The organism is Blastopirellula marina DSM 3645 (genome assembly GCF_000153105.1).
Classification (GTDB): domain Bacteria; phylum Planctomycetota; class Planctomycetia; order Pirellulales; family Pirellulaceae; genus Blastopirellula; species Blastopirellula marina.
On sequence record NZ_CH672376.1, the window covers coordinates 1,322,713 to 1,347,431 of the forward strand.

19 protein-coding genes are annotated in these 24,719 nt (G+C 57.4%); 3 read left to right on the top strand and 16 right to left on the bottom strand.

Going from position 1 to position 24,719, the window contains the following annotated elements; all coding sequences use genetic code 11:
* Positions 1-166 precede the first annotated feature (166 nt).
* Positions 167-2,659 carry an ATP-binding protein gene (locus tag DSM3645_RS27845; RefSeq protein ID WP_002651409.1) on the bottom strand — a complete coding sequence of 831 codons (2,493 nt, stop codon included), beginning with the start codon at positions 2,657-2,659 and terminating at the stop codon, positions 167-169.
* A 356-nt stretch (positions 2,660-3,015) separates the two neighbouring features.
* Between DSM3645_RS27845 and DSM3645_RS07125 the strand changes: the two genes are divergently transcribed.
* Positions 3,016-3,978, top strand: a complete 963-nt coding sequence (locus tag DSM3645_RS07125; protein WP_002651411.1) for a deoxyhypusine synthase family protein — start codon at positions 3,016-3,018, stop codon at positions 3,976-3,978.
* Between the two features lie 37 nt (positions 3,979-4,015).
* Here DSM3645_RS07125 and DSM3645_RS07130 read toward each other — a convergent pair whose 3' ends face one another.
* The 13 genes from DSM3645_RS07130 to DSM3645_RS07190 form a co-directional block, all read right to left on the bottom strand.
* Entirely contained in the window at positions 4,016-5,638 is a 1,623-nt protein-coding gene (locus DSM3645_RS07130) for a methyltransferase regulatory domain-containing protein (RefSeq protein ID WP_002651412.1), read from the bottom strand.
* Positions 5,639-5,811: 173 nt separating this feature from the next.
* Complete coding sequence (locus DSM3645_RS07135) at positions 5,812-6,321, bottom strand: TspO/MBR family protein (protein ID WP_116344377.1); 510 nt, start codon at positions 6,319-6,321, stop codon at positions 5,812-5,814.
* A 32-nt stretch (positions 6,322-6,353) separates the two neighbouring features.
* A complete protein-coding gene (locus tag DSM3645_RS07140; RefSeq protein WP_002651414.1) occupies positions 6,354-7,775 on the bottom strand; it encodes a hypothetical protein in 1,422 nt (473 codons plus the stop codon).
* 161 nt (positions 7,776-7,936) lie between these two features.
* Complete coding sequence (tpx, locus tag DSM3645_RS07145) at positions 7,937-8,461, bottom strand: thiol peroxidase (protein WP_002651415.1); 525 nt, start codon at positions 8,459-8,461, stop codon at positions 7,937-7,939.
* A gap of 187 nt (positions 8,462-8,648) precedes the next feature.
* A complete protein-coding gene (locus tag DSM3645_RS07150) occupies positions 8,649-8,861 on the bottom strand; it encodes a BON domain-containing protein (protein WP_002651416.1) in 213 nt (70 codons plus the stop codon).
* A gap of 193 nt (positions 8,862-9,054) precedes the next feature.
* Positions 9,055-9,465: a hypothetical protein gene (locus DSM3645_RS07155; protein ID WP_002651418.1), complete on the bottom strand. Its 411-nt coding sequence runs from the start codon at positions 9,463-9,465 to the stop codon at positions 9,055-9,057.
* Complete coding sequence (locus DSM3645_RS07160; RefSeq protein ID WP_002651419.1) at positions 9,465-9,926, bottom strand: hypothetical protein; 462 nt, start codon at positions 9,924-9,926, stop codon at positions 9,465-9,467. Before DSM3645_RS07160 ends, DSM3645_RS07155 begins: the two co-directional genes overlap by 1 nt.
* The gene (locus DSM3645_RS07165; protein WP_002651420.1) at positions 9,923-10,693 is read right to left on the bottom strand and encodes a TIGR04255 family protein; all 771 of its coding nucleotides are present in this window, start codon (positions 10,691-10,693) and stop codon (positions 9,923-9,925) included. Before DSM3645_RS07165 ends, DSM3645_RS07160 begins: the two co-directional genes overlap by 4 nt.
* A gap of 67 nt (positions 10,694-10,760) precedes the next feature.
* Positions 10,761-13,574 carry an alanine--tRNA ligase gene (gene alaS / locus DSM3645_RS07170; RefSeq protein WP_002651421.1) on the bottom strand — a complete coding sequence of 938 codons (2,814 nt, stop codon included), beginning with the start codon at positions 13,572-13,574 and terminating at the stop codon, positions 10,761-10,763.
* 338 nt (positions 13,575-13,912) lie between these two features.
* Entirely contained in the window at positions 13,913-15,058 is a 1,146-nt protein-coding gene (gene recA / locus DSM3645_RS07175) for a recombinase RecA (RefSeq protein ID WP_040351678.1), read from the bottom strand.
* 341 nt (positions 15,059-15,399) lie between these two features.
* The gene (locus DSM3645_RS07180; protein WP_002651423.1) at positions 15,400-16,014 is read right to left on the bottom strand and encodes a hypothetical protein; all 615 of its coding nucleotides are present in this window, start codon (positions 16,012-16,014) and stop codon (positions 15,400-15,402) included.
* Between the two features lie 60 nt (positions 16,015-16,074).
* Positions 16,075-16,959, bottom strand: coding sequence for a MotA/TolQ/ExbB proton channel family protein (locus DSM3645_RS07185; protein ID WP_050769322.1), 885 nt, complete (start codon positions 16,957-16,959; stop codon positions 16,075-16,077).
* A 12-nt stretch (positions 16,960-16,971) separates the two neighbouring features.
* Positions 16,972-20,169 carry a tol-pal system YbgF family protein gene (locus tag DSM3645_RS07190; RefSeq protein ID WP_002651425.1) on the bottom strand — a complete coding sequence of 1,066 codons (3,198 nt, stop codon included), beginning with the start codon at positions 20,167-20,169 and terminating at the stop codon, positions 16,972-16,974.
* A gap of 221 nt (positions 20,170-20,390) precedes the next feature.
* On the opposite strand from DSM3645_RS07190, the gene DSM3645_RS07195 reads away from it, so the two are divergent.
* Both DSM3645_RS07195 and DSM3645_RS27850 read left to right on the top strand, forming a co-directional pair.
* Complete coding sequence (locus DSM3645_RS07195; RefSeq protein ID WP_002651426.1) at positions 20,391-21,392, top strand: NAD-dependent epimerase/dehydratase family protein; 1,002 nt, start codon at positions 20,391-20,393, stop codon at positions 21,390-21,392.
* On the top strand, positions 21,392-21,832 hold the full coding sequence (locus DSM3645_RS27850) for a CsbD family protein (RefSeq protein ID WP_002651427.1): 441 nt from the start codon (positions 21,392-21,394) through the stop codon (positions 21,830-21,832). Before DSM3645_RS07195 ends, DSM3645_RS27850 begins: the two co-directional genes overlap by 1 nt.
* 189 nt (positions 21,833-22,021) lie before the next feature.
* On the opposite strand, the gene waaF is transcribed toward DSM3645_RS27850, so the two are convergent.
* Both waaF and rfaE2 read right to left on the bottom strand, forming a co-directional pair.
* On the bottom strand, positions 22,022-23,074 hold the full coding sequence (waaF, locus tag DSM3645_RS07205) for a lipopolysaccharide heptosyltransferase II (RefSeq protein WP_040352239.1): 1,053 nt from the start codon (positions 23,072-23,074) through the stop codon (positions 22,022-22,024).
* Positions 23,075-23,105: 31 nt separating this feature from the next.
* Positions 23,106-24,608 carry a D-glycero-beta-D-manno-heptose 1-phosphate adenylyltransferase gene (rfaE2, locus tag DSM3645_RS07210; protein ID WP_040352240.1) on the bottom strand — a complete coding sequence of 501 codons (1,503 nt, stop codon included), beginning with the start codon at positions 24,606-24,608 and terminating at the stop codon, positions 23,106-23,108.
* Between the last annotated feature and the right edge of the window lie 111 nt (positions 24,609-24,719).

Here is a 24,719-nt window from a genome sequence, read left to right on the forward strand (position 1 = left end):
TCTTTTTTTGTTCGCACTCGTCCCCTGAGATCTGTTTGCGTCCAGAGAGTGACCATGGCGCGCGAGACTCGCAGAGAAAGCGGTCGAGCACAAAATTGCAGCGACCCGCGCAAATGCGACGGAAACGCCGGTTTTCGACGATGCTGTCATCAAGTCCGCGTCCCTTTTAATCGTCTGTGCTGCTGTCACCGTTGGCCGGGTGCAACCGCTCAAAACTGTTCATTTCGGAACGTCCGCCTGGCGACGAGATCACCGTCTCTTGCTGTTGATCGCTCAATGCGAGGTGGATCTTTTTGAGCAGCGTCTTCCGGTGGATCGGCTTCGATTGATAGTCGGTGCAACCAACATCCAGGCAGCGCTGCCGATCTTCTTCCATCGCTTGCGCCGTCAATGCGATGATCGGTATTTGGCAGCCGAGACCACGCAGCTTTTCGGTCGCAGTATAGCCGTCCATCATCGGCATCTGCATGTCCATCAGAATCACGTCGTAGCGCAGGGCAAGTTCCTCGGCGATTTCCATTCTCTCCAGGGCTTCGACGCCGTTGGTCGCTAGGGTTACTTTGGCGCCGGCTCGTTCTAAAATGGTGCGGATCAGCAATTGCGCGTCGCGACTATCTTCGACCAGCAGCACGTTCGCGTCGATCCGCGGGGGCATGTCCTGGGACGGCTGCGAATGGCTCTTTAGGCATTGGTCGATCGACTCGACAAACGGGATTCCTTCGATGTCGCCCACAGGCACCGAGAGCGTAAACGCCGACCCTGTGCCGATCGTGCTTTCGACGATCAACGTTCCGCCCAGCAGTTCGGCCAGACGCCGGCTGATGGGAAGTCCCAGGCCAGCGCCTCCGAACGAGCGCGATGTCGTACTGTCGACTTGAACAAACGGTTCGAAGATATGCTCCAGCTGATCGCTCGGAATGCCTGGTCCGGTATCCTCGACACGGACTCGCAACATCCGCCGCCCTACGTCTCCAAACGTTGAGGAAAGCTCTAGCGAGATTCCCCCTTTTTCGGTGAACTTGAGCGCGTTGCCGACCAGGTTTAGCAAGATCTGTCGCAAGCGGAGCGCGTCGGTCTCGATTTCGGCGGGGATCGGAGTTTTGCAGCGGATCCTGAGGGTCAGCCGGCGCGACGCGGCTCGCTTCTTCAAGATGCCGATAACTTCGTTAGCGATCTGTCCTGGTGAGCAAAGTTCGGTTTGAATCTCGGTGCGTCCTGCTTCGATCTTCGAGAGATCGAGGACATCATCGATCAAGCCGAGCAGATGCTCGCCGTTGCGGAGGATGGTGTTAAGCGTTTCGTTTCGCTCTTCGAGCGAGCCGTAGTCAGGCGACTCGAGCAGGTTTTCGGTAAAGCCCAGAATCGCCGTCATCGGCGTGCGCAGTTCATGACTCATCGTCGCTAGGAAGCGGCTCTTCGCCAGATTGGCCGACTCGGCGCGGTGTTGGGCGGCTAACAGTTCATCGTGCGACTGGACAATTTTCCACGACATCGCGTTAAATTGCCGCACGACGTCATTCAGCTCGTCGTGACTTTCGTCGTCTACTTGCAGCCCAAATTCGCCATCGCCGATTCTTTTGGCGGCGTGAGACAAACGCGCGATGCGTGTGCGCAAGCGATTGCCAACGAGCCAACTAATTCCGAGGGCGATCGACGCTAGCAGTAATGCGACGCCCAAGATGTTCCAGCGCAATCGGGTCAGGGGAGCCATCAGCGAATCTTCGGCTTGCTCAACGATCGCCTCCCAACCGAGTCCCTGGTATTTTCCAGAGCCGCGGCTTTCGGCGACGATCGATAGGATGCGCGTTCCGTCCTCGCTCGCGTATTCGTAAATCCGTTGCGTTGGTCCAAACGACGTGTGGGTCAGACCTGCGAGCGGCGAGATCTGATCGAGTGGGGTCCGCGAACTGTAGGCGGAGTGATAGATAAATTTCTTTTCGGCGTCGATCAACGAAATGCTGAGCACTGAATCTTGTTTGGCGCTTTGATCAATTACATCGACGATTTCGTGAATGGAGATCACCGTTTTCAGCACGCCGAGAAAATCGCCCTGGGCGTCATCGATCCGCAAACAAAGGCTAATCGCGTACTCTTGAACGCTTTCGTCATAGGCGACGCTATCGACGTAGATCCCTTCGTTTTTCGCCGAGCGCCACCAGGTCTCGTCGTTTTGGCGATAGTCGGACGTACGGTTCGTTTCGGCGACATTGGCTCCGTAGCGATTCGTAATGAAGACTTCGCCATACTCGGCGGCGCCGTATTCATCATTGAGCAGCGCTACCTGACGCGCCAGTTCTTGCGACAAGGGGAGCGCGTCAATCTCGGTAGAGAGCTTGGAGACGGCGGGATCGTTCGAGCGCCACTGCTGATCGCGCTCGTCGATTGTCGCCTGAACGTCGGGCAACTTGGCGAACTCGGCGTTGGAATCTTGGAGAGCGCGCCGGATCTGCGGCGATTCCGAGTAGGCCCTCCATTGGGCTATCCTCGTGTGCACCATCCGATCGATCTCGTCGATCACAGATTGCGCCTGGCCGGCCGACCGGCTAATGATGACGTTGCGGAGAACCTCCGAAGCCTGACGACTAGCGAGATAACCGACTAACAGCGTACTGATCATCAAGACGATCAGTAACGAATAAAACTTCGTCGTAAGCTTCATATGCGTTGCCCCTACGCAAAATTAACTCTCAGCGGAAAGGATAGCTTGTAGTCGATCCGATGTTTGCTGATTTCTGCTGATTACCGAGTTTCATTGACTCGGACGATTTCACCAGTCTGCATTTCTAGAATGAAAGTCTCAGGCCGAACGCTCTCGCAGGCTTGGTTTATCGCGATGCTCTGACTTTTGGGAACTACGGAATCGTCGAAATTTCTCGTTACTGCGTCGTGGTTGATATGGACAGTTTGCACGGATTGTGACGTCGACCCGTTCTCGTCTGGCCGGCGTTGCAGTGATATACTGTGGCCCATTCCTAGAGTCCCTACCGGCAATCTCCCAACCGAGGCTTGTGCGCGATGTCGATTACCCAGTTCATGGAACGCCACTACCGTCATTTTAACGCTCGAGAAATGCTCGATGCGGCGAAATCCTATAAATCTTTCGTCGAAAACGGCGGGAAGATGATGGTGACTTTGGCCGGCGCAATGAGCACCGCCGAGCTAGGCGTTTCGTTGGCCGAAATGATCCGCCAAGGCAAGGTTCACGCGATCAGCTGCACCGCCGCCAATCTGGAAGAAGACGTCTTCAATTTGGTGGCTCACAATGAGTACAAGCTGGCCACCAACTATCGCGACCTTTCGCCCGAGGCGGAACGCGATCTACGTGACGCAGGATTCAATCGCGTGACGGATACCTGCATCCCGGAGACGGTCGTTCGGCATCTCGAGCGTCTGCTGACCGAACTCTGGATCGAAGCGGGCGAAAAGGGAGAGCAGCATTCGCCGGTCGACTATTTTCGGATGCTCTTTGACGCGAACGCGCTGGAGCCGTACTACCAAATTCCGGTCGAAGACTCCTGGTTGAAAGCGGCGTTTGACGCCAAGATCCCGGTCTACGTTCCCGGTTACGAAGATTCGACCATGGGGAACATCTTTGCGGCCCGCGTGATCGAAGGAAAAGTGAAGTCGCACAACGTGCTGAAGCCCGGCACCGCTCAGATGCAAGAGTTGGTTGAGTGGTACCTGGCCAATCAGAAAGATCACCCGATCGGCTTTTATCAAATCGGGGGCGGCATCGCCGGCGACTTCGCGATTTGCGCCGTCCCGTTGATCATTCAAGATCTTGAGTTGGATGTCAGCTACTGGAGCTACTTCTGTCAGATATCGGATTCGACCACGTCGTTCGGTTCGTATAGCGGCGCGGTGCCGAACGAAAAGATCACGTGGAACAAAATCGATGTCGAAACCGACAAGTTCATGATCAACTCCGACGCGTCGATCGTCGCGCCGTTGATGTTCGCTTACGTGCTGGGGCAATAGCGCCGCAGCACGTTTCTCGATTCCAGCAGCAAGGCGGCTAACTAATCAGCATCGCCGCCTTGCTGAGGCGCTGCATCGCTTTCGCGACGGCCTCAGTGGCGATTTTCTCTAGCATTTCTCCATTCGGAGCCGGCATCGGTTCGCCATCTTTGCGCATCGTCAGCTTGCCGTTGTGCAGCATATCTTTCAGGCCGTTACGAATCTCGTGATGCGTTTTCTCGCCGTCGATCATCGTGACGATATGGCGCGTCAGGTCGTCCAGCTTAATGATCTCGTGCCGCGCGTTCGTCAAGCGATCGACGCTCGCCGCTTGTAACCGAGCGACTCCCGAGGTTTTCGGTTTAACCGAAATCTCTCTCGTGAATCGATTGGGAGTGTACGACAGTTCGACCACGCCGCCGACCGCTAGGTGAATCATGTTGTTCGCCATCGCGCGACGTAATTGCGACATCTCGACGTTGCCCAGTTCTTCCGCTTTGGTTTGCACGCGAGCGAGCAGATCGTCAAACGAAACGGCGAGCGGGAATTGATCTCCCAGATATTCGATCGCGGTGATCATCAACGGATCCGAAGTGTTCAGACCCTGATTGGTCTGCAAATTACGGAACGACACCGTGTTTTCAGGAAAGTTTTTGGCCGGATCCTTCTCGATCATTCGCATCGGCGAATTGATCCAGGAGCCGTTCAGCGTATTCTCGTTCAGCGCCCGATCAAGCTTGGTTCCCTTCGCACAAAGAATCGTTTGGCGGAACATCCGATTGCGGACGAAGTCAGCGTATTGCTCGCGCTGGATGATATCGGGCGCGACGCGCTCGAGCGTTTGCGCCACATCTTTGGCGAAGTTGCCGGTCCACATCGTCGCGATATGCGATTCGGCCAGATATTGCAGATTGTGCTTGTTGGCCTGCTCGATAAATTGGTGGAAATAGAACTGATAGTTGTTCATTTCCAGATGATCGTGGTACAGATAATTGTCGGTCTGATTCTTCAACAGATTCAGTTCGGAGTGAATCATTTTGCCATACGCGCCGGTCTCTGCCGAAACGCTGCTCGCGAGAAATTCCAACAGCGCTCGAGCCTGCTGGATCTTCTTCGTCGGGTCCGACAGGTTACGAACGTGATAGCTCATCATGTCACGGATCGCGCCGCGGAGACGCCAGCCCGGCAGCGTGTTGTAGCTGACCAACGCGACCCCTTGCGGGTTCAAATGGTCGCGGCAGACGGCAAGAATCTTGTCTTGCGCGTCAGGCGGAACCCAAGAGAAAACGCCGTGGCAAATGATATAGTCAAACTTCCCTAACGACTGGTCGACATCCATCACGTCGAGATGCTTCAGCTCGATATTCGTCAGCCCTAGCTTCTCGACGCTCGACAGCGCCGATTCGATTTGCCGCTGCGACAAATCGATGCCGACAAATTGACTCTCGGGGAGAGTCTCGGCCATCGGAATAATGTTGCCGCCGCCGGCGCAGCCGATCTCCAGCACGCGACACTGGGTGATTTCGGCAGGAGACATGCCAAACATGCGGCTGATCGCGTGCAGTCGCTCGGGGTGCGTCTGTCGAAAGGGATGGCTTGGATAGGGAACGATGTCGTAGCTGTATTTCGAAGCGTCGAGACTTTCGTTGCTTTCGTTCGACTGCATGTTTTCGGCCGTCATCAGTACGATGGACTCCAAGAGATAGCGAGAGAAATGGGGGGGCGATAGGTCCCTCCATTTTCTCGTGCAGCCCCTGGGATGTCTGCGGAAAACCGTCCAAATCAGACAGGTTCATCATGATCAAATCATGAAATAGGCGAATTGCGCCGATTGTAACGACTGGCGATACCGACTTATCCGTTCAATCGCCAAATTGCGAAATTCAGACAAGCCGCGTAGCTGACCCAAAGAAGATAAGGGACCAGCAACAAGGCGCCTCCCAGCGATAGTCGTGCAAAGCAATAAATGGTCACGCCAATCATCAGCCAGAGCAACACGATGTCGATCAGCCCCAGCAACGGGCTTTCTAAACCAAAGAAAAGCGGAGACCAGATCGCGTTCAGGATCAACTGAATCCCAAACAAAAGGAGCGCCGGCCATACCGCCGACCAAGGCCGCCGCCGCCAAACGAGCCAAGCGGCGACCCCCATCATTACATACAGCGTGGTCCAGACCGGCCCAAAGATCCAACTGGGCGGAGTCCAACTTGGTTTGTCGATGCCGGCGTACCAGGTCGGGATTTGCGGCGTGGTAAACAGGGCTCCGACGATACCGACCGCAACGCATAGCGCCACGGCGGCAAGCAGCACCCAGATCTGAACCAGTGTGGATCGTGAAGCAGCGGAATCGAGGGAGTCAGTCAAGTTGCTTATCGCCTTTGGGAAGCAGCGGTCTTTTAAAGATCGAGCGGTCGGCCAGGGGATTCTGGCCGAGGAGGCGGCGGCTCCTCTTCCATCGCTTCATCCTGCAGCGGAACCGTTTCGATCACGCCGCCGAGTCCTTGTCGCAGGCGATCGAAGAGCCCGCCTAGCGGTCGCTGCAAATCGGCAGGTTCCATCGGCAAGGGTTGCTGTTTTCGCAAGCGATCGAGCGTCTCGCTGGGGGCCCCTTTTCGCATCTTCTGCAGCATGCCTGACGCGGCGCTCAGGACTTGATCAACCGGGATCGCGCCCCCGTCGCTGGCGCCCAGAAACGTTTGGGCCAACTGATTGAACGTATCGTCGAGTCCCACTTGCGGCTGTTGCAGCGTACCGGTGATCCGCAGCCGAATCGTTTTTCCTTGCAGCGATTGCAGCAGCGGCAGCGTCTCGTCGATAGAGTCGCCCACGGGGATGGGAATGACGCAGAGGATGTCGAGGGTGTCATCGAGTCCGACCCAGCCGCTGGTCCGCACGCGGCAATTGGGGAAACCAAGCTCAAGCCCTTCGTGATAGACGCGGCCGTCGGCCAGCTTGAACTTCACCTTGCAGTTGCTGGCGATCTGAACCGACGGCGCCATTTGCAGCGCATCGGTAATCGATTTCAGGATCGGGCCGCTGACCAGGGAGGCCTCGTGGATTTCTAAGGAACCGCGCCCTGTGCCTTGTTGCGGATTTTCGAGCGGAAACTCCCACGCTTCAAATCGGAGCGACGCTTCGCCGTGGATGTTGGTCACGCCGTGCATGATCGGAACTGCGTACTTGAGCAGGTCGTCGCACATTTCTTCGGTCAGCTGGAAGTGGTCCATCGCTTGAATGTGATCCAAGCGGAGCAAGGGCCCTTGCTGGGAAGTCGCCGGCGTCAGTTTGCCGGACAACTCGAAATGCTCGATCTTCCAAGCAGCGCCGCCGGGACGCTGCGCCGAGAGGGTTGCGTCCCGAATGTTGACCGAGATCTGACGGTTGAGCGCCTCGGTCAGTTTCTCAGGATCCAGCGGCGTCGGTTCGTCCGCGATCGAATCAATCAGGCTATCCTCTGGCTTCTGAATCACGAAGTGCAGATCAGGCTGGATGATTTCGAGATTTCCCAACTGACGCGGATTGGCGATCAACTGCCAGAAGTAAACGTCATTGCTCATCTGCGGTACGGAGACGTTAAATTTTCCCTCGCGCTGCCGAATCTGCAGCCCTTCGATCTGCGTGATCGCCAACCAGCCGAACGAAACGCGGTCGACAAAGACTTCGACTTCGGTCGCCGCCAACACGGCGCTCAGGCCCCCTTGGGTCAGCGGACGATACGAGGCCAACGTCGGTAAGAACGCGATAAACAGCAGCAGCGCCGCAAGAGCGCTGAAAACCCACCAGCGCCGGCGGCGTTTTTTCAAAGGAGCTGCGGTCATCGGCGTCGACCTTCGAACCAGGGAAAGCAAGCGTAAAGCGGTGCTATTTTAACGGCAAATCGGTCGATTGCGAAAACTTTAACGGCCCTAAACCGCCAAGTATAAAAAAAGAGCGGCCCCAGGGGCCGCTCTTTCGCTGCATTATCAATGCCGGACGACGCCTACGCCATACATTTGTCGAGCGCAGCGATCGCGGCGTCGTAGTTGGGTTCTTGCGTCGCTTCCGGGACCACTTCGGCATAGGTGACGTTGCCGGCGGCGTCGATTACGAAGGCGCCGCGAGCCAAGAGCATCAGCTCTTCGATCAACATGCCCCAGTTGTTGCCAAAACTGCGAGTTTGGTAGTCCGAGGCTTTTTGGATGCTTTCGATCCCTTCGGCGCCGCAGAAGCGATTTAGCGCGAACGGCAAGTCGAGACTGACCGTCAGGGCGTTGATCTTATCGCCGTAGCTGCCCAACTTTTCGTTGAACTTGCGCGTCTGCGTGGCGCAAACGCTGGTGTCGACCGAAGGGATAACGCTCAGAATGGTCGGCTTCCCTTTGACGTCGGCCAGCGTGATCGCCGTCAGACCTTCGGGACCAAAGCTGTGCAGCGTGAAGTCGGGAGCCGGCTTGCCGACTTCGACCGCTTCGCCGGCCAAGGTCATCGGATTTCCTTTGAACGTGATAGCGCCGTGTCGCGACATGGGAGATTCTCCTGAGCGGAATATGCGTGCGAGGGGGTTCAATGCTGCTCGCATTGTCACGCACTCTCGTTCACGGAAAAAGGGGGCGCACGTGCCGAGCGGTGAAACTTCTTGGGACAAGAAATGCAGAAGCCCGCGGGTGGAGACCACGGGCTGGTGCAAGTCGTAGGTAGCGCGAGATTGGGCGTTAGGCCCAGTTCACTTCGAGCTGGTTCTCGATCTGATCGACCCCTGCCTGACGAAGGGCCTCTTGAGCCATCTGCTTATGGAAAAAGGAGGCGACGCTTCCTTTCAGCACAATGCGGTCTTGCTCTTGTTCAAAGCGGAGCGTGCGTCCGGCGAAATGGGGATTGCTGGCGAGGGCGCGCTCGACGTTGGCGGAATAATCAGCTTGGTTCATGGAGTTGCTCTAACTGGGATAAGCGGGGGAAGAACGTCACGGTGGGGCTGACCAGTTATAGCTATCGACCTGCTAGCGGAGCGAATTGAGCCCGGTATCCGCGATCGAAGGCCAATTTTTGCGAAGCGGCGCCGATCATGACGATGGCGCCGCCTACGGCGGCAATTCTTGGGGGGAAAGAGATAGGGGATGGTTATCCTGGCGGTGGAATCCGCTTGGAGGCCTTCGCTGCAATTTGAATCGCAAGGGCCTTTTGATCTTCTTTCTTCTCCGGAAAACCCAAGATGTTGGCATGATTCGGATTCGTTGGTGACGCTGGCGGCAGAATCGGATCGGGAGAAACCGTCAGTGGACCGATGCGACAATGGATCGCTGTTACGTCAGATCTTCCACAAAGAGCCGCCGATTCTCGCTCAGAGACGACATCGCGGCCAACTTGCCAAAGATCAATCGGCCCCGGCTGATCATGCCGTGTGACGGAAAGTTCTACGTGACGATACGGAATGAAGAGATCCGGTTTGACCGTTTCGTCACTCGAACGAAATTGACTGCGCTGCGTGATGAATCGAGCGAGTAATTCTTCATCGGCAACTTCATCGTCCATTAGCGCAAGACTCGTCGAATCCAATAGAGGATGGTTTCTGGGACCTCGCGGTCAAATCGGCAGGTGCCACGCGGGTCTTCGTTTCCTAATATCGCGGCGTAGTAAAGCGAGCTATTTTCATCGATGCTCACCGAAAGAAGTTGCCGTGGGTTCTGATACCATTCCAGCGTGATGTGCCCGTCTGGTTCGGATCCGATCGAGGGCAGGGGCCAGCCGAGTGGTAACGCCTCGAGCAGGGCTACGGCGTTTCGCACGGTTGTCTCGGAAACAGAAGTCGCGCCATAACCGTCCCAGTTCGGCGTACGGCAGTTGTTCCAGACGCTCAGCAGCTCACGGATGGCGGGATCGATCGAAAAGGTCGCCAATTGGTTCATGTGTCGACGCGCTGACACTCGCTCCGCCTTGATTGCTTTGGCGGCGTCGCTGAAGCCGGATTCAAAATTTCCGCTCGAAGCGATCATCTGGTTCCAAATCTCACTTCTGGATTTCTAATACAACCAAAGAAGACGGCATTCTTTATGTAGCGCATTTCAGCCAAACGCAAATGAATTTGTTTCATCTCATTCGGAATGGATTGCGTTGCCTGAACGTCGATATCGACGAGAAGAAACTGTTGCGTTGTTTGGGGTGTGGTTTGCATCGTGATCGATAAATCGACACGAAATGGATTCTGCGGCAATATCGCAGATTCGCGATGGAAGAAGTTTTCTTGAGACAACCCAATTTCGATCAAGGGATGGGAGACGTTCTTTATCAACTCCTCGATCCGCTCGCCGGAAGTTACCTCAATTTGCGATGTAAACCTTAGGCCCAGAGTATCGAGCGATTGAGGCGCCAGAATATCGGAATAGGCTTGCCAGAAACGCATCCCTTCCGTAAGAAACATATCCCATCCAGGATAAGGTTTTAGCTGGCTGAATGTCGCTCCCTCTGACTGAAAAAGACCGACGCGACCATCCTCTGTAAGGGATAGGAGCAGGCGAAACTGATCGGGCGAATCGGACGGCGGTTTCTTCAGATCGATCGAGATTGGATCATTGGGGGGAGGAAAATAAGTGCTCGAAACATAGCCTGGAAATTTCGACATAAGCTCGCCTGCAATGGAAGCAGGGCTGGTCGTTTGCGTGGTTTCCCCATTCCAATAGATGGCCGCCTCCACGATCGGCGGTTTCGCCAGCGTCGGAAACTTCTTATCGAGATCAATCTGGAATTTCGCTGGCGTGCCCATGTTTTCTCAATCAAGGAAACCGGTCGTCCAATCTTGCTCTCGGAATTTCCCCCGAGGGAATTATAGGCTACCCCAGCATCTTTCTCCCAAATGCCTTCGCTGCGGCGACAGCATCAGCGATTTTGGCGGGGTCTTTGCCGCCGGCTTGGGCCATGTCGGGGCGTCCGCCGCCAGAGCCGCCGACGATGGTCGAGACGGTTTTGACCCACTCGCCGGCTTTACCGCCAGACTTGACGACGTCTTGGCTGAGGCCGGCGACCATCATCACTTTGTCTTCTCCTTGGCCGGCGATCAGCAGCACTGCACAGGGGGCCGCTTTCTTGCGCAACTGGTCAATCAGTTGACGCATGACGTTCGGGTTGGCGCCGGGGGCTTCGGCGACGATCAGTTTCACGTCGCCGATCAGTTCGGCTTGGGCGAGCAAATCGTCCGCGGTCAGCACGCCGATTTCCGCGCGAGCGACAATCTCTTGCTTCAGCGAATCGATGTCGGACAGCAGCGCCGCGATCCGAGCTGGAGCGTCGAACATGCCGACGTTGATCATGCGCGCCGTTTCTTTCAGCGTCTCTTTTTGCGCGGCGTAGGACGGCGGCGCTGCTTTCGCGTGCTCGGTAGGAAGACGCAGATCTTCCGGCGGTTGGCCGCTGCCGCTGGCCGCTTTTTTCAAATCGCGAACGTACTGCATCAACTCTTTCACCGCCACCGGAACGTCCAGCGTGTGGACGCCGAGCGACTTGGCGATATCGCCCAGAGAAGCGGCGACCTGTTGGCGATATTCTTTCGCTTTGGTTCCGGTCAACGCGACGATGCGCCGCACGCCGGCCGAAGGACCTTCTTCGCTGATCACCTCGAACATGCCGACATCACCGGTGCTGGTCAGGTGAGTTCCGCCGCAAAGTTCGCGGCTGAACGTTCCCATCGAAACCAGGCGAACCGGATCGGGATACTTTTCGCCGAACAGCATCATCGCGCCCAACTCACGCGCTTTCGCCAAGGGAACGGTTTCCCATTTCACCTTTTCGCTCGCCTCGACGCGCTCATTAACGTCTTCTTCGATCGCGGCAAGCTGCTCTGGCGTGACCGCCGCCAGGTTGGTGAAGTCAAACCGCAGCCAATCTTCGTCAACTTTGGAGCCTTGTTGTTGCGCATGCGCGCCCAAGTTCTTTTGCAGCGCGTAGTGCAAAATGTGCGTCGCCGAGTGAGCGCGTTGAATGCCGAGCCGACGCTCGCCGACAATCGCTTTGGCGTCGGTATTGCTGCTGATTTTGCCGCTGGCCAAATAGCCGTGATGCAAAAAGAGGTCGCTATCTTTTTGCGTGTCAGTCACAACAAAGCGGAAAGCGGCGCCGACAATCTCGCCGCTGTCGCCGACCTGACCGCCTGACTCACCATAGAAAGGAGTGCAGTCGGTCACCACGATCAGCGGGTGCGCTTCGCCGGTCTGGTCATAGTCGTCAAACAGCTTGGACGCGCCGTCAGCGTCGTGCGCGACAATCCCTTTGATCGTCACATCGGCTTCGGACTGGTCGTAGCCCACATAGTCAGTCTTGCGCAGCGTGTTCTTCAGCGATTCGATTGGGCCGGTGGTGAACAGCACCGACGTGCCGCCGCCGGTTTCTTCGCCGAACTTCTCCATCGCCGCTTTGTAGCCGGGCCAATCAAACGCGAGTCCCTTTTCGGCCGCAACTTGTTCAAACAACTCCGGCGGAAATCCATACGTTTGATACAACTCGGCCGCGTCATTGCCGTCGACGATGGTCAAGTTGTCTTTGCGCATCGTGTTGAAGACCTTCTCGGTCCGAGCCAGGCCGTCATCCAGTCGGTCGAGGAAGTTTTCTTCCTCGGTGCGGATGACGTTGGCGACGCGCTGCGTCGTCTCTTGCAGTTCGGGATAGCCGGCCTTCATCATCTCGGCGACTTTGTCGACCAGTTGATAGGCGAACGGCTCGCGCAGTCCCATTTGATGGCCATCCAGCACCGCACGTCGCAGCAAGCGCCGGATGACGTATTTCTCTTTGTTGGCGCCGGGGTACACGTTCTCGTGAATCGCAAAGGTGCAAGCGCGAACGTGATCGGTGATGCGACGCAGACGGCGACCGTTGTCATCTTCTGGAACGTACTTCACGCCGCAGATCTCGCCGGCCGCTTCGACGATCGGACGCAAGATGTCGATGTGATAGTTGGTGGCGACCCCTTGCAGCGTCGCGGCGGTTCGTTCGAGTCCCATCCCGGTGTCGATGTTCTTGCTCGGCAGCGGCTCGAGATTGTTCGGCGGATCGCCGACGCGATTGAACTGCGTAAAGACGAGATTCCAGATCTCGACCGGGCTGCTCCCTTTGGGGTGAAAATAGATTTCGCTGCAAGGGCCGCAGACGCCGTCGGGGCCGAGGCTTGGTGCGCTGGCGGGCCAAAAGTTTTCGTCTTCTTCCAAGCGATGAATGCGAGAAGTCGGCAGGCCGATCTTTTCGTGCCAATAATCGGCCGCTTCGTCGTCATCTTTATAGACCGTCACTGTCAACTGATCGGCGGGAAGTCCGAGCCACTTTTTGTCGGTCAGAAACTCCCAAGCCCAAGAGATCGCTTCCGGCTTGAAGTAATCGCCGAAGCTGAAGTTGCCCAGCATCTCGAAGAAGGTGTGGTGGTAGGCGGTGCGGCCGACGTTGTCGATATCGCCGGTACGCAAGCACTTTTGACAGGTGGTCGCGCGGGTGAAGTCGAGCTTCACACGCCCCAGAAAGTGATCCTTGAACTGGTTCATCCCGGCCGGGGTAAACAGCACCGAAGGATCCCAGGTCGGGACCAGCACATCGCTGGCGCGGCGGGAATGCCCCTTGGTTTCGTAGAAGCTGAGGTACTTTTCGCGTAATTCGTCGGTCTTCATGGCGAAATTAGGCCGGGCCAGTAGGAGTCAAATAGTGCTGTTTAAAGGGGTTATGATAAGGCCTCCGCGGCAAATCGGCTAGGCGCCGCGGTGGTCAGCGCCGCCGTAAAGAATAGGACCCCACCGCGCGGAAAAGGTTTGCGACCCACAAAAAAAAGAGGCTTCCGGGTGATGCAAACCGGAAGCCTCTTTGGTCACGGACGTCGGATGGAGCCCGCCGACGCCCAAACGGAGGAAGTCTCGTCACTCAACTCAAGCAGTCTCTTGGGGTTGCGTAGCGGCTGCGGAGATTCAGCCGCACGCAGTGGAGATTTAGCCGTACTCGAGAGAAGAGAAGCTTATAGCTCTTCTTCTGGTTCAAACTCTTCGTCTTCAGCCCCTTGCTTGACCGGTGCGGCGTCAAACAGCTTTTCGCCGCCGTGGCCGGCCTCAATGAGCACTTTTTGCTTCAGTTCTTCGGTCATCGCGGGGTTTTCCATCAAAAAGGCGCGGGCCTTTTCTTTTCCCTGACCCAGTTGGATGTCGCCGTACCGGAACCAGGCTCCGCTGCGAGCGACGATTTTCGCCTCGATGGCTAGATCGAGGATGTCTCCTTCGTAGCTGATCCCGTTGGAGTGCATCATGTCGAACTCGGCGATGCGGAACGGCGGAGCAACCTTGTTTTTCACGATCTTGCAGCGAACGCGTTGGCCGACCACGTCTTCGCCATCCTTCAGTTGCCCGATGCGGCGAACATCGACGCGGCACGAGCAGTAAAATTTCAACGCACGTCCGCCGGGGGTCGTTTCGGGGCTACCGAACATCACGCCCACTTTTTCGCGGATCTGGTTGATAAAGATCACAATCGTCTTCGATTTGGAGATCACGCCGGTCAATTTACGCATCGCTTGGCTCATCAGCCGAGCCTGCAAACCGACATGGGAGGCGCCGATTTCGCCGTTCAATTCCGCTTTCGGGACGAGTGCGGCGACCGAGTCGACCACGATCACGTCAACCGCGTTTGATTTGACCAGCATCTCGGTAATCTGCAGTCCTTCTTCACCGCTCGAAGGCTGACTGACCAGCAGCGTTTCGAGCTCGACTCCCAGCTTTTTCGCCCAGCTGGGGTCTAATGCATGTTCGGCGTCGACGAAGGCGGCGATCCCCCCCATCGCTTGGGCCTGAGCGATCACATGCAGGGCCAGCGTCGTCTTACCGCTTGATTCGGGGCCGAAGATCTCGATGACGCGTCCGCGGGGTAGTCCCTTCCCGCCGAGCGCCAGGTCGAGCGAAATCGATCCGGTCGGGATTCCTTCGATCACAGCGTGATTCGATCCCAGGGGCATGATCGCCCCTTCGCCAAACGATTTTTCAATTTGCTGGAGCGTCGTTTTTAGAACGGCGTTTCCAGACAGCATGCCGGCGACATCTTTGTGTTCCGCTTTGGGCGACTTGTCGCTACCGGCGTTTTTTTTGCTGCTTTTCGCGGTCTCTTTTTTCGCCATTCGACTGTTCTTTGAAGCAGTTGCGGTGACCATTTTCCGGGCTCCTTTATGGTAAATGTCCTGTCCGCTGGCAAGCATCCCCCGTTTTGCATCAACTAAACGGATGGACAGTGTACGCCTGTGTACTGTACATGTCAACAGTAACTTGCCGGCGACTAAAGAGAAGTATCGGGGCGCCCTGGGACACGGTTGGTCACCGGCCGGTGGGAATTCCCAAAATTTTTTCGCGGCGGCAAGAAAGCTACTCGCAGCAGACGGTGACCAAGGCCAACTTTGGCGAAGCAAAACGACTTGTGTCAAGAATTGGCGAGATAGGCGAGTTGGGCCATTTTGATCGAGGACTAATACTGCGGTCTCACTAGTAATTCCAAAGCGGAATTTTCCACGGGCTCACCATTGCCGAGGAGAGACACAACGTCAACGTCCAGGCGATCATCTAGAAGAATGTCACCAGCCACTTCTGCGAAATAGCATCTGGCCGTTACCTTGCCTTCGCTCAGCGATCGCACAAAGCGAATATCATAATTAAATCTCTTCACGTCCCCAGACGCCGAAACTGCCTCGACGACGCCTCGATGGAGAATGATGCGTCCCCCTAGTTCGCGTCCGATTCGCTCCTCGCTAAAGTCCGTCGTTAAATCGTTAAACGAAGGTGATAGCGCCCCTTGCATGATTCTAAAAGCTTGGATGTACGTATCGAACACCGCATAGTGCATTGGCTCCCCCGTCAATTGATCTATCTCATCGAGCGAAGAGGATGGAACTGGTATCGATGCCGAACGGCGTAGACGTTTCGGTTTCGCGATCTGCGAATTGGGATTGTCATTTTCACAACCAACAACGACCAGAAGCAGACACGAAACGACGGTAAAGGCCCAGATTTTCGTCACAATTCCCAGCAAAACTTCGTTCAGTGGAAAGTCGTGATCACGCGAATAGCGAGGAAGTTGATTCATGGACGCCCTACGTTCCACCACGGCGAAACCGATTGACGCAGTATCCGTGCGATTCGACTACTACGAAGCGATCTCTTCCGCCGCAGTTTCTTCCGCTTCATCCAAATGGTGCTGATGAATCCGCGTTTTGCCTTCGTACTGCTCGATCGCCGGCAGCAGGCCGAAGAGCCGTTCGTCGATCTGGTGGAAGAGACTGATGATGCGGCTCTCGAAGTATTGGGCCAAGATCGCCGCCGGAATCGCGACGACCAGTCCGCCCAGGGTGGTGACCAGCGCGACATAGATTCCTTCGGCCAATTGATTGGCGCGGTTGCCGCCGATTTCTAGCTGGGTCGTTTTGTAGAACGCCCAGATAATCCCCCAGACCGTACCCAAGAGGCCCATCAGCGGCGTCACGCCGGCGGCCAGCGTCAGCCAACGCACGTTGCTATAGAGACGGTCAGCTTCTCGTTCGCTCGCTTCGTTGACGGCATGCACGACTTCGGCCTGCGGACGGCCGACGCGAGCCAGCATCGACTCGACGATGTTGGCCATCGCCGACGGATACTTCTTGCAAAGCCGATAAGCGTCGCGCGGTTGAAAACCGTCGGGCGCAAATTGCATTTGTTCGAGTCCCTCGACCAGCTCGGCCGGGATGATTCGTCCGCGGCGCAGCGCGATGGCTCGTTCAAACGCGAGGGTGACGACCAAGAGCGACATCAAGCCGATCGGGATCATCATCTGACCCCCTTTTAGGATCAGCGCGACCAGGTGCAATTGATTGTCGTCTCCCAGCAGCTTGTCTTCCAGCAACGCGCCTGATTCATTCGCGACCGGCGCCGCTTCTTCAGCTTCGGCGGCGTCATTCTCTTGTGCCCATGCGGCGACCACGCCCAGTCCAGCGGTCAGCAGGAAGGTGAATAGGAGCAGCGCGACAAAGCGCTGGGTCAACGAGAATCGTGTCATGGGAACCTGCGTTTACAGTTTGTTAATCGCTTCGAGACGGCTGGCGGCCAGTTTGGCTTCCGCTGCTTGCGGATAGTCCGAGACTACCAGGCCGTAATATTTTTTCGCTTCGGAGACGTAGCGGACTTTTGGTGCGCCGATCGCATCACGGATGCGGACTTCGTTGCAACGTCCCAGTTCGTAGGCCGCTTTGGCTTGCCATGGTTTCACCTCGTCCAGCGACTTGGCGCCGCCGAAACCCAGGACAACCCGTTTGAATTGCCCTTCGGCCGCTTCGTAGTCTTTCTTCTCAAAGTACAACTCGCCCAGCATGAACCGCGCTCGAGCGCCCGTTTTACCAGGCGACAGGTCGGCGGCGGCCAAAAATCGCTGGATCGCTTCGTCGGTCTTCTTTTGATTGTAATTGGCCCAGCCCAGTTCGTACTGGGCTTCGGCCGCGACCGGCGAATCGGGCGATTGGGTCAACAATTCGTTCATCCAGCGGATCGATTCGTCCCACTTTTTCAGTTGGGCTGCCGATTGACCGGCGTGCAGTCGCCAAAGGTCGCGCATGTCGTTGCTGGATAGGCGATCGGATTTGACTTGCCCGTAGGCGGAGAGCGCATCGGCGAATTGATCCTTTTTGTAGAGACACTCTCCCCGCATGAAACTAGCGTCGGCCGCAAGTGGGCCGTTTGGATATTTGCTGGTCTGAACGGCGAACGCATCAGACGCCGCGGCGTAATCGCGTTGTTGATACTGAGCCCAGCCCAGTTTGTAAGCCGACTTTTCGCCGACATCATCCGCTTGGGCGGCCGCGAGAGCCGCCGCGTACGCTTTTTGTGCGGCGGCGTAATCTTGACGATCGTAGGCCGCTTCGCCGACGTGATAGTTGGCTTCGGCCGCGAGCGAGCTTTGCGGATGGGTCGCCGCTAGGCTGGCGAACGCTTCGGTCGCTTTGGCAGGCTCGCCGGAGGCTTTCAGCGACCAGGCCAGTTCGTACAGCACTTTGTCATCGTTTCGATACTTGGGAAATTCTTTCTTTAAAGCGGCGAACTGGGCGGCGGCGCCGGCTTGATCGTTAGCGCCAACCAGACACAGCCCTTTCAGATACAGTGCGTCGGCTTTGTCGGCCGCTTGGGGCGATTTTTTCAGGTAAGCGTCGACGTCGGACGCGGCGCCGGCAAAGTCGTTAGACAAACGTCGCGCGACGGCGCGGGCATGCAACGACTGCGGCGCGAGTTGGTGGTCGTTATGTTTGGTGAGCAATTGGGAAAACGCGTCGCGCGCTTCTTTCCCTTGCTGCTGTTGAATGTGCGACCAGCCAAGTCCGTACAGCGCGTGCGGCGCGAGCGAGGAGCTGGCAAACTTGTCGACCACGGTTTGGTACTCCGCCGCCGCTTTGGCGAAGTCGCCGGCGGCATAGTAGTACTCACCCAGTCGATAGGCGGCATGGTCGGCCAGCGGCGAGTTGGGAAGTTGCTTCTGCATCTTTCTGACGGTGGCGATCGCCGCCGTGTCGTCCCCTTGCTCGTGTTGAGCACGAGAAAGGAGCAGCAGCGTTTCATCGGCTTGACGCCAGTCGGCTTTGGCGGCCAGTGAAGCGATCAAGCTTTGTTGAGCGGCCGGAAACTGATCGAGCGCAAACTGGCTAGAGCCCAGCAAAAAGAAGGCTTCCGCTTTCAATGCGGGATCGGTCAACGTCCCGGCGATTGGCGAGAGAAACGCGATTTCGTCTTGGTGCTTGTTTTGCAGCAGCAGCGCCAGCGCCAGACGCATGCGCCACTTCGACTTTTCGGGGCGTTTGTCGCCGGCGGCGATCAGTTCGCGAAACATCTTTTCGGCGTCGGCGTACTTCTTTTCCTGTAAAGCGCCTTCAGCGGCGACGTACTTCGCGTCGAGCAGCAGTTCGTGCTGAGGGAATTGATTGACAAAAGTCTTCGCCAAGCGGGCCGCCGCCGCGTGATCTTGCGTTTCGAGTGCGGCGAACGCGCCGTTGTACAGCGCTTGCGGCGCTTGGGGATCTTTCGGATGCTGCGTGACGATCTGCTGGTAAAGCCGGACCGATTCGCCGCGACGCTGCGGTTGATCGTACAACGCGTCGGCCTGATCGATCAGCAGCGGAACCAACTGCAGACTTCCCTGGGCGGCGGCGACTTTCGCGGCGGCCAGCTTCTCGGCGTCCTGCGGCTTGCCGGTCTTCAGGTAAACGCGGCATAGCCAATGCGCCGCTTCCAGACCGGTATCGCCGCTCAGTTTCGATGCGGCGGCGAGCCACTTGGCGGCGGCGGTCCAGTCGCCGGCACGATAGTAGCAGCGCCCGGCCAGCATCATCGATTCGTCGTGGTATTTCGACTTCGGATAGTCGGCGGCAATTTGGGCGTAGATCGCGCCGGCGTCGGCGAGCTTCTCTTGCTTCAAGCGAGCGAAAGCCAGTCGGTAAAGCGCATGATCAATCAGCGGGAACTGGGGATCGGCCGTGACCGTCGTCAGCATCTGTTCGGCTTTGGCGAAATCGTTTTGGTTCAGAACCGTTTCGGCCTGGCGCATCCGAACTTCGGCCGCTAGATCATGATCAGGAAAAGCGGCGAGAAACTTGCTGTAGACGTCGGCCGCTTCAGTCGGTTTGTTCAACTCTTCGAGGGTCACCCCCCAAGCGTATGCGCCATCGGCGCGATAGGGGCTTTGGGTGAACTGTTCGACTAGCGCTTTGTAGGGGCCGAGCGAACGATCTTTTTGGTCGCTGAGATAAAAGGATTCGCCGGCGAAGTAGAGGGCCTGATCGGCGTTCTTCCCTTGGGGGTACTCTTTATAAAGCTGCTCGAACGTCTTGGCTGCGCTGTCAAACATCTTGGGACTGCCTGACTTGGCCCAGCTGTAATAGGTCGAGCCGAGATTCAGCAGCGCATCTTCGCGGAGTTCCGACTTGGGGTTGTTTTTCAAAATCGCGTAAAAGTTGCCGGCGGCGTCGGCGTACTTGTCGAGCTTTAACTGGCAGACCGCCAAGTTGTTGCGAGCCTTCTCGGCCAACGGATCATCGCCGTGACGCTTGAGGAACTTGCTCCACTCTTCGGCGGCTAGCCCGTATTCTTCCGCCTTTTGAAAAGCGACTGCATCCGAATAGATGATCGCAGCCGCGGGGGGAGTCTCTTGCCCCCAAACGATGCAGACGGAAAGCAGGAGCGAGAGCAGCGAACCGGCAAGCGGCAGAGTCAAATTGCGAATCGACATTATCAGGCGCGTTGGGGGTGGAAAGCGGGACGGGTTAATTGGACGCCGTAGCGGGACGATCTGCTATTTACGTTCTATTATTCCCGATGGCGCCGATTATGCCAGTAGAAAACAGCAGCAAGCCGGTTCTGAACTGGGGCTTAGGTTGTGGCTCGCTAGCGGTCGATTTAGGATAAACCGCTGCAGCGGAAGGTTACGCTCTCCTTTCTTCGGTGTTTTGAATGACGCATGCGCTTGTGACCGGCGGCGCCGGGTTTATCGGATCTCATCTCTGTGAAGCGCTCTTGGCGCTCGGACGGACGGTGACCGCGATCGACGACGAGTCGACCGGTAGTCGCCAAAATCTGTCGCACGTGATTGATCACGAGAACTTTCGCTTCGTTTCAGGAACGGTCTCGGATCGCGAACTGATCAAAAGCTTATTGGTTCAGGCCGATGAAGTCTATCATCTGGCAGCGGCGGTCGGCGTGGCGCTGATTCAAGAAGAGCCGATCCAGACGATCGAACGGAACATCTATCCGACCGAATTGCTGCTGGCCGAGATCGCCGCGCAGCGCGAAGCGGGCCGCGATATCAGGATGTTTTTGGCCAGCACCAGCGAAGTCTACGGCAAGAACCCGAAAGCGACCTGGACCGAAGAAGACGATCTGGTCTTTGGTTCGACGACGCGACCACGTTGGTCGTATGGCGCTTCCAAGGCGATTGACGAGTTTCTGGCCCTCGCTTATTGGCGGCAACGTCAGACGCCGACGGTGATCGGCCGCTTCTTTAACGTGGTCGGTCCGCGTCAGACCGGCGCCTATGGAATGGTGTTGCCGCGGTTTATCGAAGCGGCGTTGTCCGGCAAAGGCCCGACGGTGCACTCCGATGGTGGGCAGATTCGTTGTTTCGCCCATGTGAACGATGTGGTCGACGCCGTGATTCAGCTGATGGGAACGTCGTCCGCGGCCGGACAGGTCTACAACATCGGCAGCGATCGTCCGGTGACGATCCTGGAATTGGCCCAAATGGTCACCGCGGCGATTGACCCCACGCTGATCCCTTCGTTTCAGTCGTATGAAGATGCGTTCAACAGCAGCTTTGAAGATGTGATCCGCCGCGTGCCTGACTTGACCAAGTTGCGCTCGGCGATCGACTATCGCCCAAAGTTCGACCTGGAAGGGATCATCGCCGATGTCATCGTCGCGAAAAAAGCGGAACTAACGTCGCGCGAGTCTCAGTGATGTGGGAAAAGCAACCCAACGACGATCGCTTTGATTTGCAGTTTGCAGCCGGGACGCCGCTCTACGATGCGGTGGCCGAATTGGCCGAGAAACTTCAGCGCCCGTTGACTGCGATGGAGGAGCTGACGATGGGAGAGATCTTCGCTTTGGCGAAACAACAGTACGGCGATCAGCTCCCCGAATTTTGGGTACGCTGGGCCGACTGGAATGAGCCTGGGCACAGCAGGCTGCAAAAGAGAAGAAAGAGGCAAGTGATGAACCGCCGAAGTATCCACGGAAAGTGGCGACAATGGAAAGGCTCGCTTCGCCAGGCTCTCGGTCGCTTGACCGGTAGCCGGCGACGACAATTTCATGGCGCGCGAGAGCGCTGGACCGGTAAAGCGGAAGAGACGTTCGGTCGAGCGCAAGAGAAGATGCAACGCTGGCTAGGGCGAAAGTGAGGTCGGAGACGTTACTTCGCCTTGGTCGGTTTTTCGAATGTGTTCGATCCATGGAACACGCGCAATTCTTCGTCGCCCACAACTCTTCGTAGTCCGATGCGCGAGCGAGGGAAATGCGGTCGTCTGCTTCAAATCGTATCTAAAACGCCGAGCGACTTTTCCTCGCTCGCGCATTGGGCTAAGCGGAAGTCACGCCGCCGCGCGACGCGCTTCGCCCAATTGATTCAACACCGCTTGATAAACGCGGGCGACTGACAGCTTCTGCATGCAGTCGTGATGCCCCAAGGGACAAACGCGCCGGACGCATGGTCCGCAATCGACCGGGTGCGTCAGCATCGTCTCGACCGGATTGTAGCTGTTTCCCCAACGCGGATCGGTCGGGCCAAACAGGGCGACCGTCGGCGTGGCGAACGCCGCGGCAAAGTGTTTCGGGCCGCTGTCGGTGGTGACCAACACATCGGCGCGAGCGACGGCCGCTTTCGACAAGCCGATGTTCAGCGTTTCGTCCGCCATACTGCAAGCGTTGGGATGATCGATCGCCTGCTCGATTTTGGCGACCGTTTCGCGCTCTTGCGGTCCGCAAATCAGCAGCACCGCGACGCTGGGATCTTTCAGCAGCTGTTCGGCCAACGCGATGAAATGCTCCGGCGGCCAATGCTTGGCCGCGCCGTAAGCGCCGCCGGTATTGAAGACGACGACTCGCTTGCCGACAAAGTCAAACTTGCGCCAGATCTTATCGATGCGTTGCTCTTCTGCGGTCGAGGTCGCTAGCAGCGGTTGTTTGTTGGTGCTGCCGTAGCCGGCGTAGTCGGCCAATTCCAAGTAGTAGTCGACCGCCGAGATCGGCGCGTATTTGCCGTTGGGCAGTTTCGGCGGCGCCAGGCGATGCGTCAGCAGCGGGCTGCGCCAACTGCGAGCGTAGCCGAAGCGACGTTTGGCGCCGGCGAAATAAACCAGCGCCGCCGTCCGCAACGAATTGGTGAACAGAATCGCCTGATCAAACTTTTCCCGCCGCAGTTGTTGAGCGACTCCCCAGAAGCGGCGACGTCGATCGGACGTTTTTTTGCTGCAATAGACGCTGCGATCCAGTAGGTTGGTCCCGCGCAGCACATCTTTGACATACGGCTGCATCACGCCGACGATTTCGTCGCCGGGTTGCGATTGGGCGCGGATTGCTCGCAGGGCCGGCGTCGCCATCACGACATCGCCAATCCAGTTCGGCAGCACGACGACGGTTTTCATCGGCATTCTCTCGAAAGGAGGAACTCGGGCGTCACGCGGCCTGACGACGCGGCGGTTGTGCTTCGGTGACGCGACGAATGATGTCGGTCGTCGAATGGCCGTCAACCAGGTTGATCAGCCGCACTTCGCCTCCGTAGGAGGTGACAAAGTCATAGCCCACAATCGATTCCGCCTTGTAGTCGCCCCCTTTGGCTAACACATGGGGACGAATTGCCTGAATTAGTTCGAGCGGCGTCTCTTGGTCAAAGACCGCCACATAGTCGACGCACGAGAGAGCCGCCAACATCGCGGCGCGTTCCACTTGGTTAATGACGGGGCGCTCGGGACCTTTCAGCCGCGCGACGCTCGTGTCGCTGTTGAGCCCCACGACCAGAATGTCTCCCATCCGCGACGCTTCGTTCAAATTGCTGACGTGCCCATAGTGGAGCAGGTCGAAGCAGCCGTTGGTGAACACAATTCGCTGACCGCGACGACGCAACTCATCCGCTTGTCGCGCCAGTTGTTCTAGCGACATGATCTTGCGCACGCCGGGCTGATGATGCGAAGTCAGTTCGGCTTCGATCTCGTCGAGCGGGATGACCGCGACGCCGATCTTTTCGACTTCCAGCCCAGCCGCGACGTTCGCCAAGCGAACCGCCTCGGCGCGGGTTAAGCCAGATCCGATCGCGGCGCCCAGCATCGCCAGCACCATGTCTCCGGCGCCGGTAATGTCGTAAACGCTGCGGGCCTCGGTCGGGAAGAGCGTCGCCGCGCCTCCTTTTTCGACCAGCGCCATCCCGTCGCTATCAAGGGTGACGATCACCGCTTCCAACTGCAAAGCGGCGCACAACTCTTGGCCGGCGAGCGCCGCTTCGTCAGGCGTGCGAATTTTTCGGCCCGTGCACGATTCGGTCTCGATCCGGTTGGCTTTGATCAGATCGGCCCCGCGATAGCGGCCGAAGTCGCGACCTTTCATCGGGTCGACCAACACCGGCACGCCGCGCTCATTGGCGCAGCGAATCAGCGTTTGCAAGATCGCCGGCGTACAAACCCCTTTGGCGTAGTCCGAGATCAGCACGATGTCGCAGTCGTCCAATCGATTGACGACGCCGTACAGCAAGCGTTCTTCGATGTCGCCGCTAACCGCGTCGGTCGTCTCATGATCGACACGCAAGATTTGGCTGGGATGGCGCGCTCCGGCGCGACCGACGAACCGTTCTTTCAGCGTGGTCGGACGTGATGCGTCGGTCAGGCAGAGCGATGCGTCGACGCCGGTTTTTTCCAACAAGTCGATCAAATCGCAGCCAGCAGCGTCCGAACCGACGACGCCAGCGGCGATCACTTCGCACTCAAGCCCGCGCAGCATATTGCAGACGTTGGCCGCTCCGCCGAGACGCAGCTCGTGGCTATCGGCGCGCAGCACGATCACCGGCGACTCTTGGCTGACGCGCTCGGCGTCGCCATAGGTGTAGCGATCGAGAATCAGGTCCCCCAGGACCAACACTTTGGGGCGCCCAAGCCGCTGAAATGCGGCCAACAGGGACTCATTATTCATAGCGTCATCCTTGACGATGGTCATTCACGCTGGAGGTTATACCCGAGCGAGACAAATCGACAAAGACGAAGTCGAGAGATGGGGGGGAGGAAGGTGAGAGCGGAAAGCGGG

What these genes read in the sequence shown, in the direction of transcription:
- tpx (WP_002651415.1), bottom strand. Translation starts at nt 8,461, where the DNA reads ATGTCGCGACACGGCGCTATCACGTTCAAAGGAAATCCGATGACCTTG.
- waaF (WP_040352239.1), bottom strand. Translation starts at nt 23,074, where the DNA reads ATGAAAACCGTCGTCGTGCTGCCGAACTGGATTGGCGATGTCGTGATG.
- DSM3645_RS07190 (WP_002651425.1), bottom strand. Translation starts at nt 20,169, where the DNA reads ATGTCGATTCGCAATTTGACTCTGCCGCTTGCCGGTTCGCTGCTCTCG.
- recA (WP_040351678.1), bottom strand. Translation starts at nt 15,058, where the DNA reads ATGGCGAAAAAAGAGACCGCGAAAAGCAGCAAAAAAAACGCCGGTAGC.
- DSM3645_RS07155 (WP_002651418.1), bottom strand. Translation starts at nt 9,465, where the DNA reads ATGGACGATGAAGTTGCCGATGAAGAATTACTCGCTCGATTCATCACG.
- DSM3645_RS07185 (WP_050769322.1), bottom strand. Translation starts at nt 16,959, where the DNA reads ATGACACGATTCTCGTTGACCCAGCGCTTTGTCGCGCTGCTCCTATTC.
- DSM3645_RS07130 (WP_002651412.1), bottom strand. Translation starts at nt 5,638, where the DNA reads ATGACGGCCGAAAACATGCAGTCGAACGAAAGCAACGAAAGTCTCGAC.
- DSM3645_RS27850 (WP_002651427.1), top strand. Translation starts at nt 21,392, where the DNA reads ATGTGGGAAAAGCAACCCAACGACGATCGCTTTGATTTGCAGTTTGCA.
- DSM3645_RS07160 (WP_002651419.1), bottom strand. Translation starts at nt 9,926, where the DNA reads ATGATCGCTTCGAGCGGAAATTTTGAATCCGGCTTCAGCGACGCCGCC.
- DSM3645_RS07125 (WP_002651411.1), top strand. Translation starts at nt 3,016, where the DNA reads ATGTCGATTACCCAGTTCATGGAACGCCACTACCGTCATTTTAACGCT.
- DSM3645_RS07180 (WP_002651423.1), bottom strand. Translation starts at nt 16,014, where the DNA reads ATGAATCAACTTCCTCGCTATTCGCGTGATCACGACTTTCCACTGAAC.
- DSM3645_RS07140 (WP_002651414.1), bottom strand. Translation starts at nt 7,775, where the DNA reads ATGACCGCAGCTCCTTTGAAAAAACGCCGCCGGCGCTGGTGGGTTTTC.
- DSM3645_RS07150 (WP_002651416.1), bottom strand. Translation starts at nt 8,861, where the DNA reads ATGAACCAAGCTGATTATTCCGCCAACGTCGAGCGCGCCCTCGCCAGC.
- DSM3645_RS07165 (WP_002651420.1), bottom strand. Translation starts at nt 10,693, where the DNA reads ATGGGCACGCCAGCGAAATTCCAGATTGATCTCGATAAGAAGTTTCCG.
- alaS (WP_002651421.1), bottom strand. Translation starts at nt 13,574, where the DNA reads ATGAAGACCGACGAATTACGCGAAAAGTACCTCAGCTTCTACGAAACC.
- DSM3645_RS27845 (WP_002651409.1), bottom strand. Translation starts at nt 2,659, where the DNA reads ATGAAGCTTACGACGAAGTTTTATTCGTTACTGATCGTCTTGATGATC.
- DSM3645_RS07195 (WP_002651426.1), top strand. Translation starts at nt 20,391, where the DNA reads ATGACGCATGCGCTTGTGACCGGCGGCGCCGGGTTTATCGGATCTCAT.
- rfaE2 (WP_040352240.1), bottom strand. Translation starts at nt 24,608, where the DNA reads ATGAATAATGAGTCCCTGTTGGCCGCATTTCAGCGGCTTGGGCGCCCC.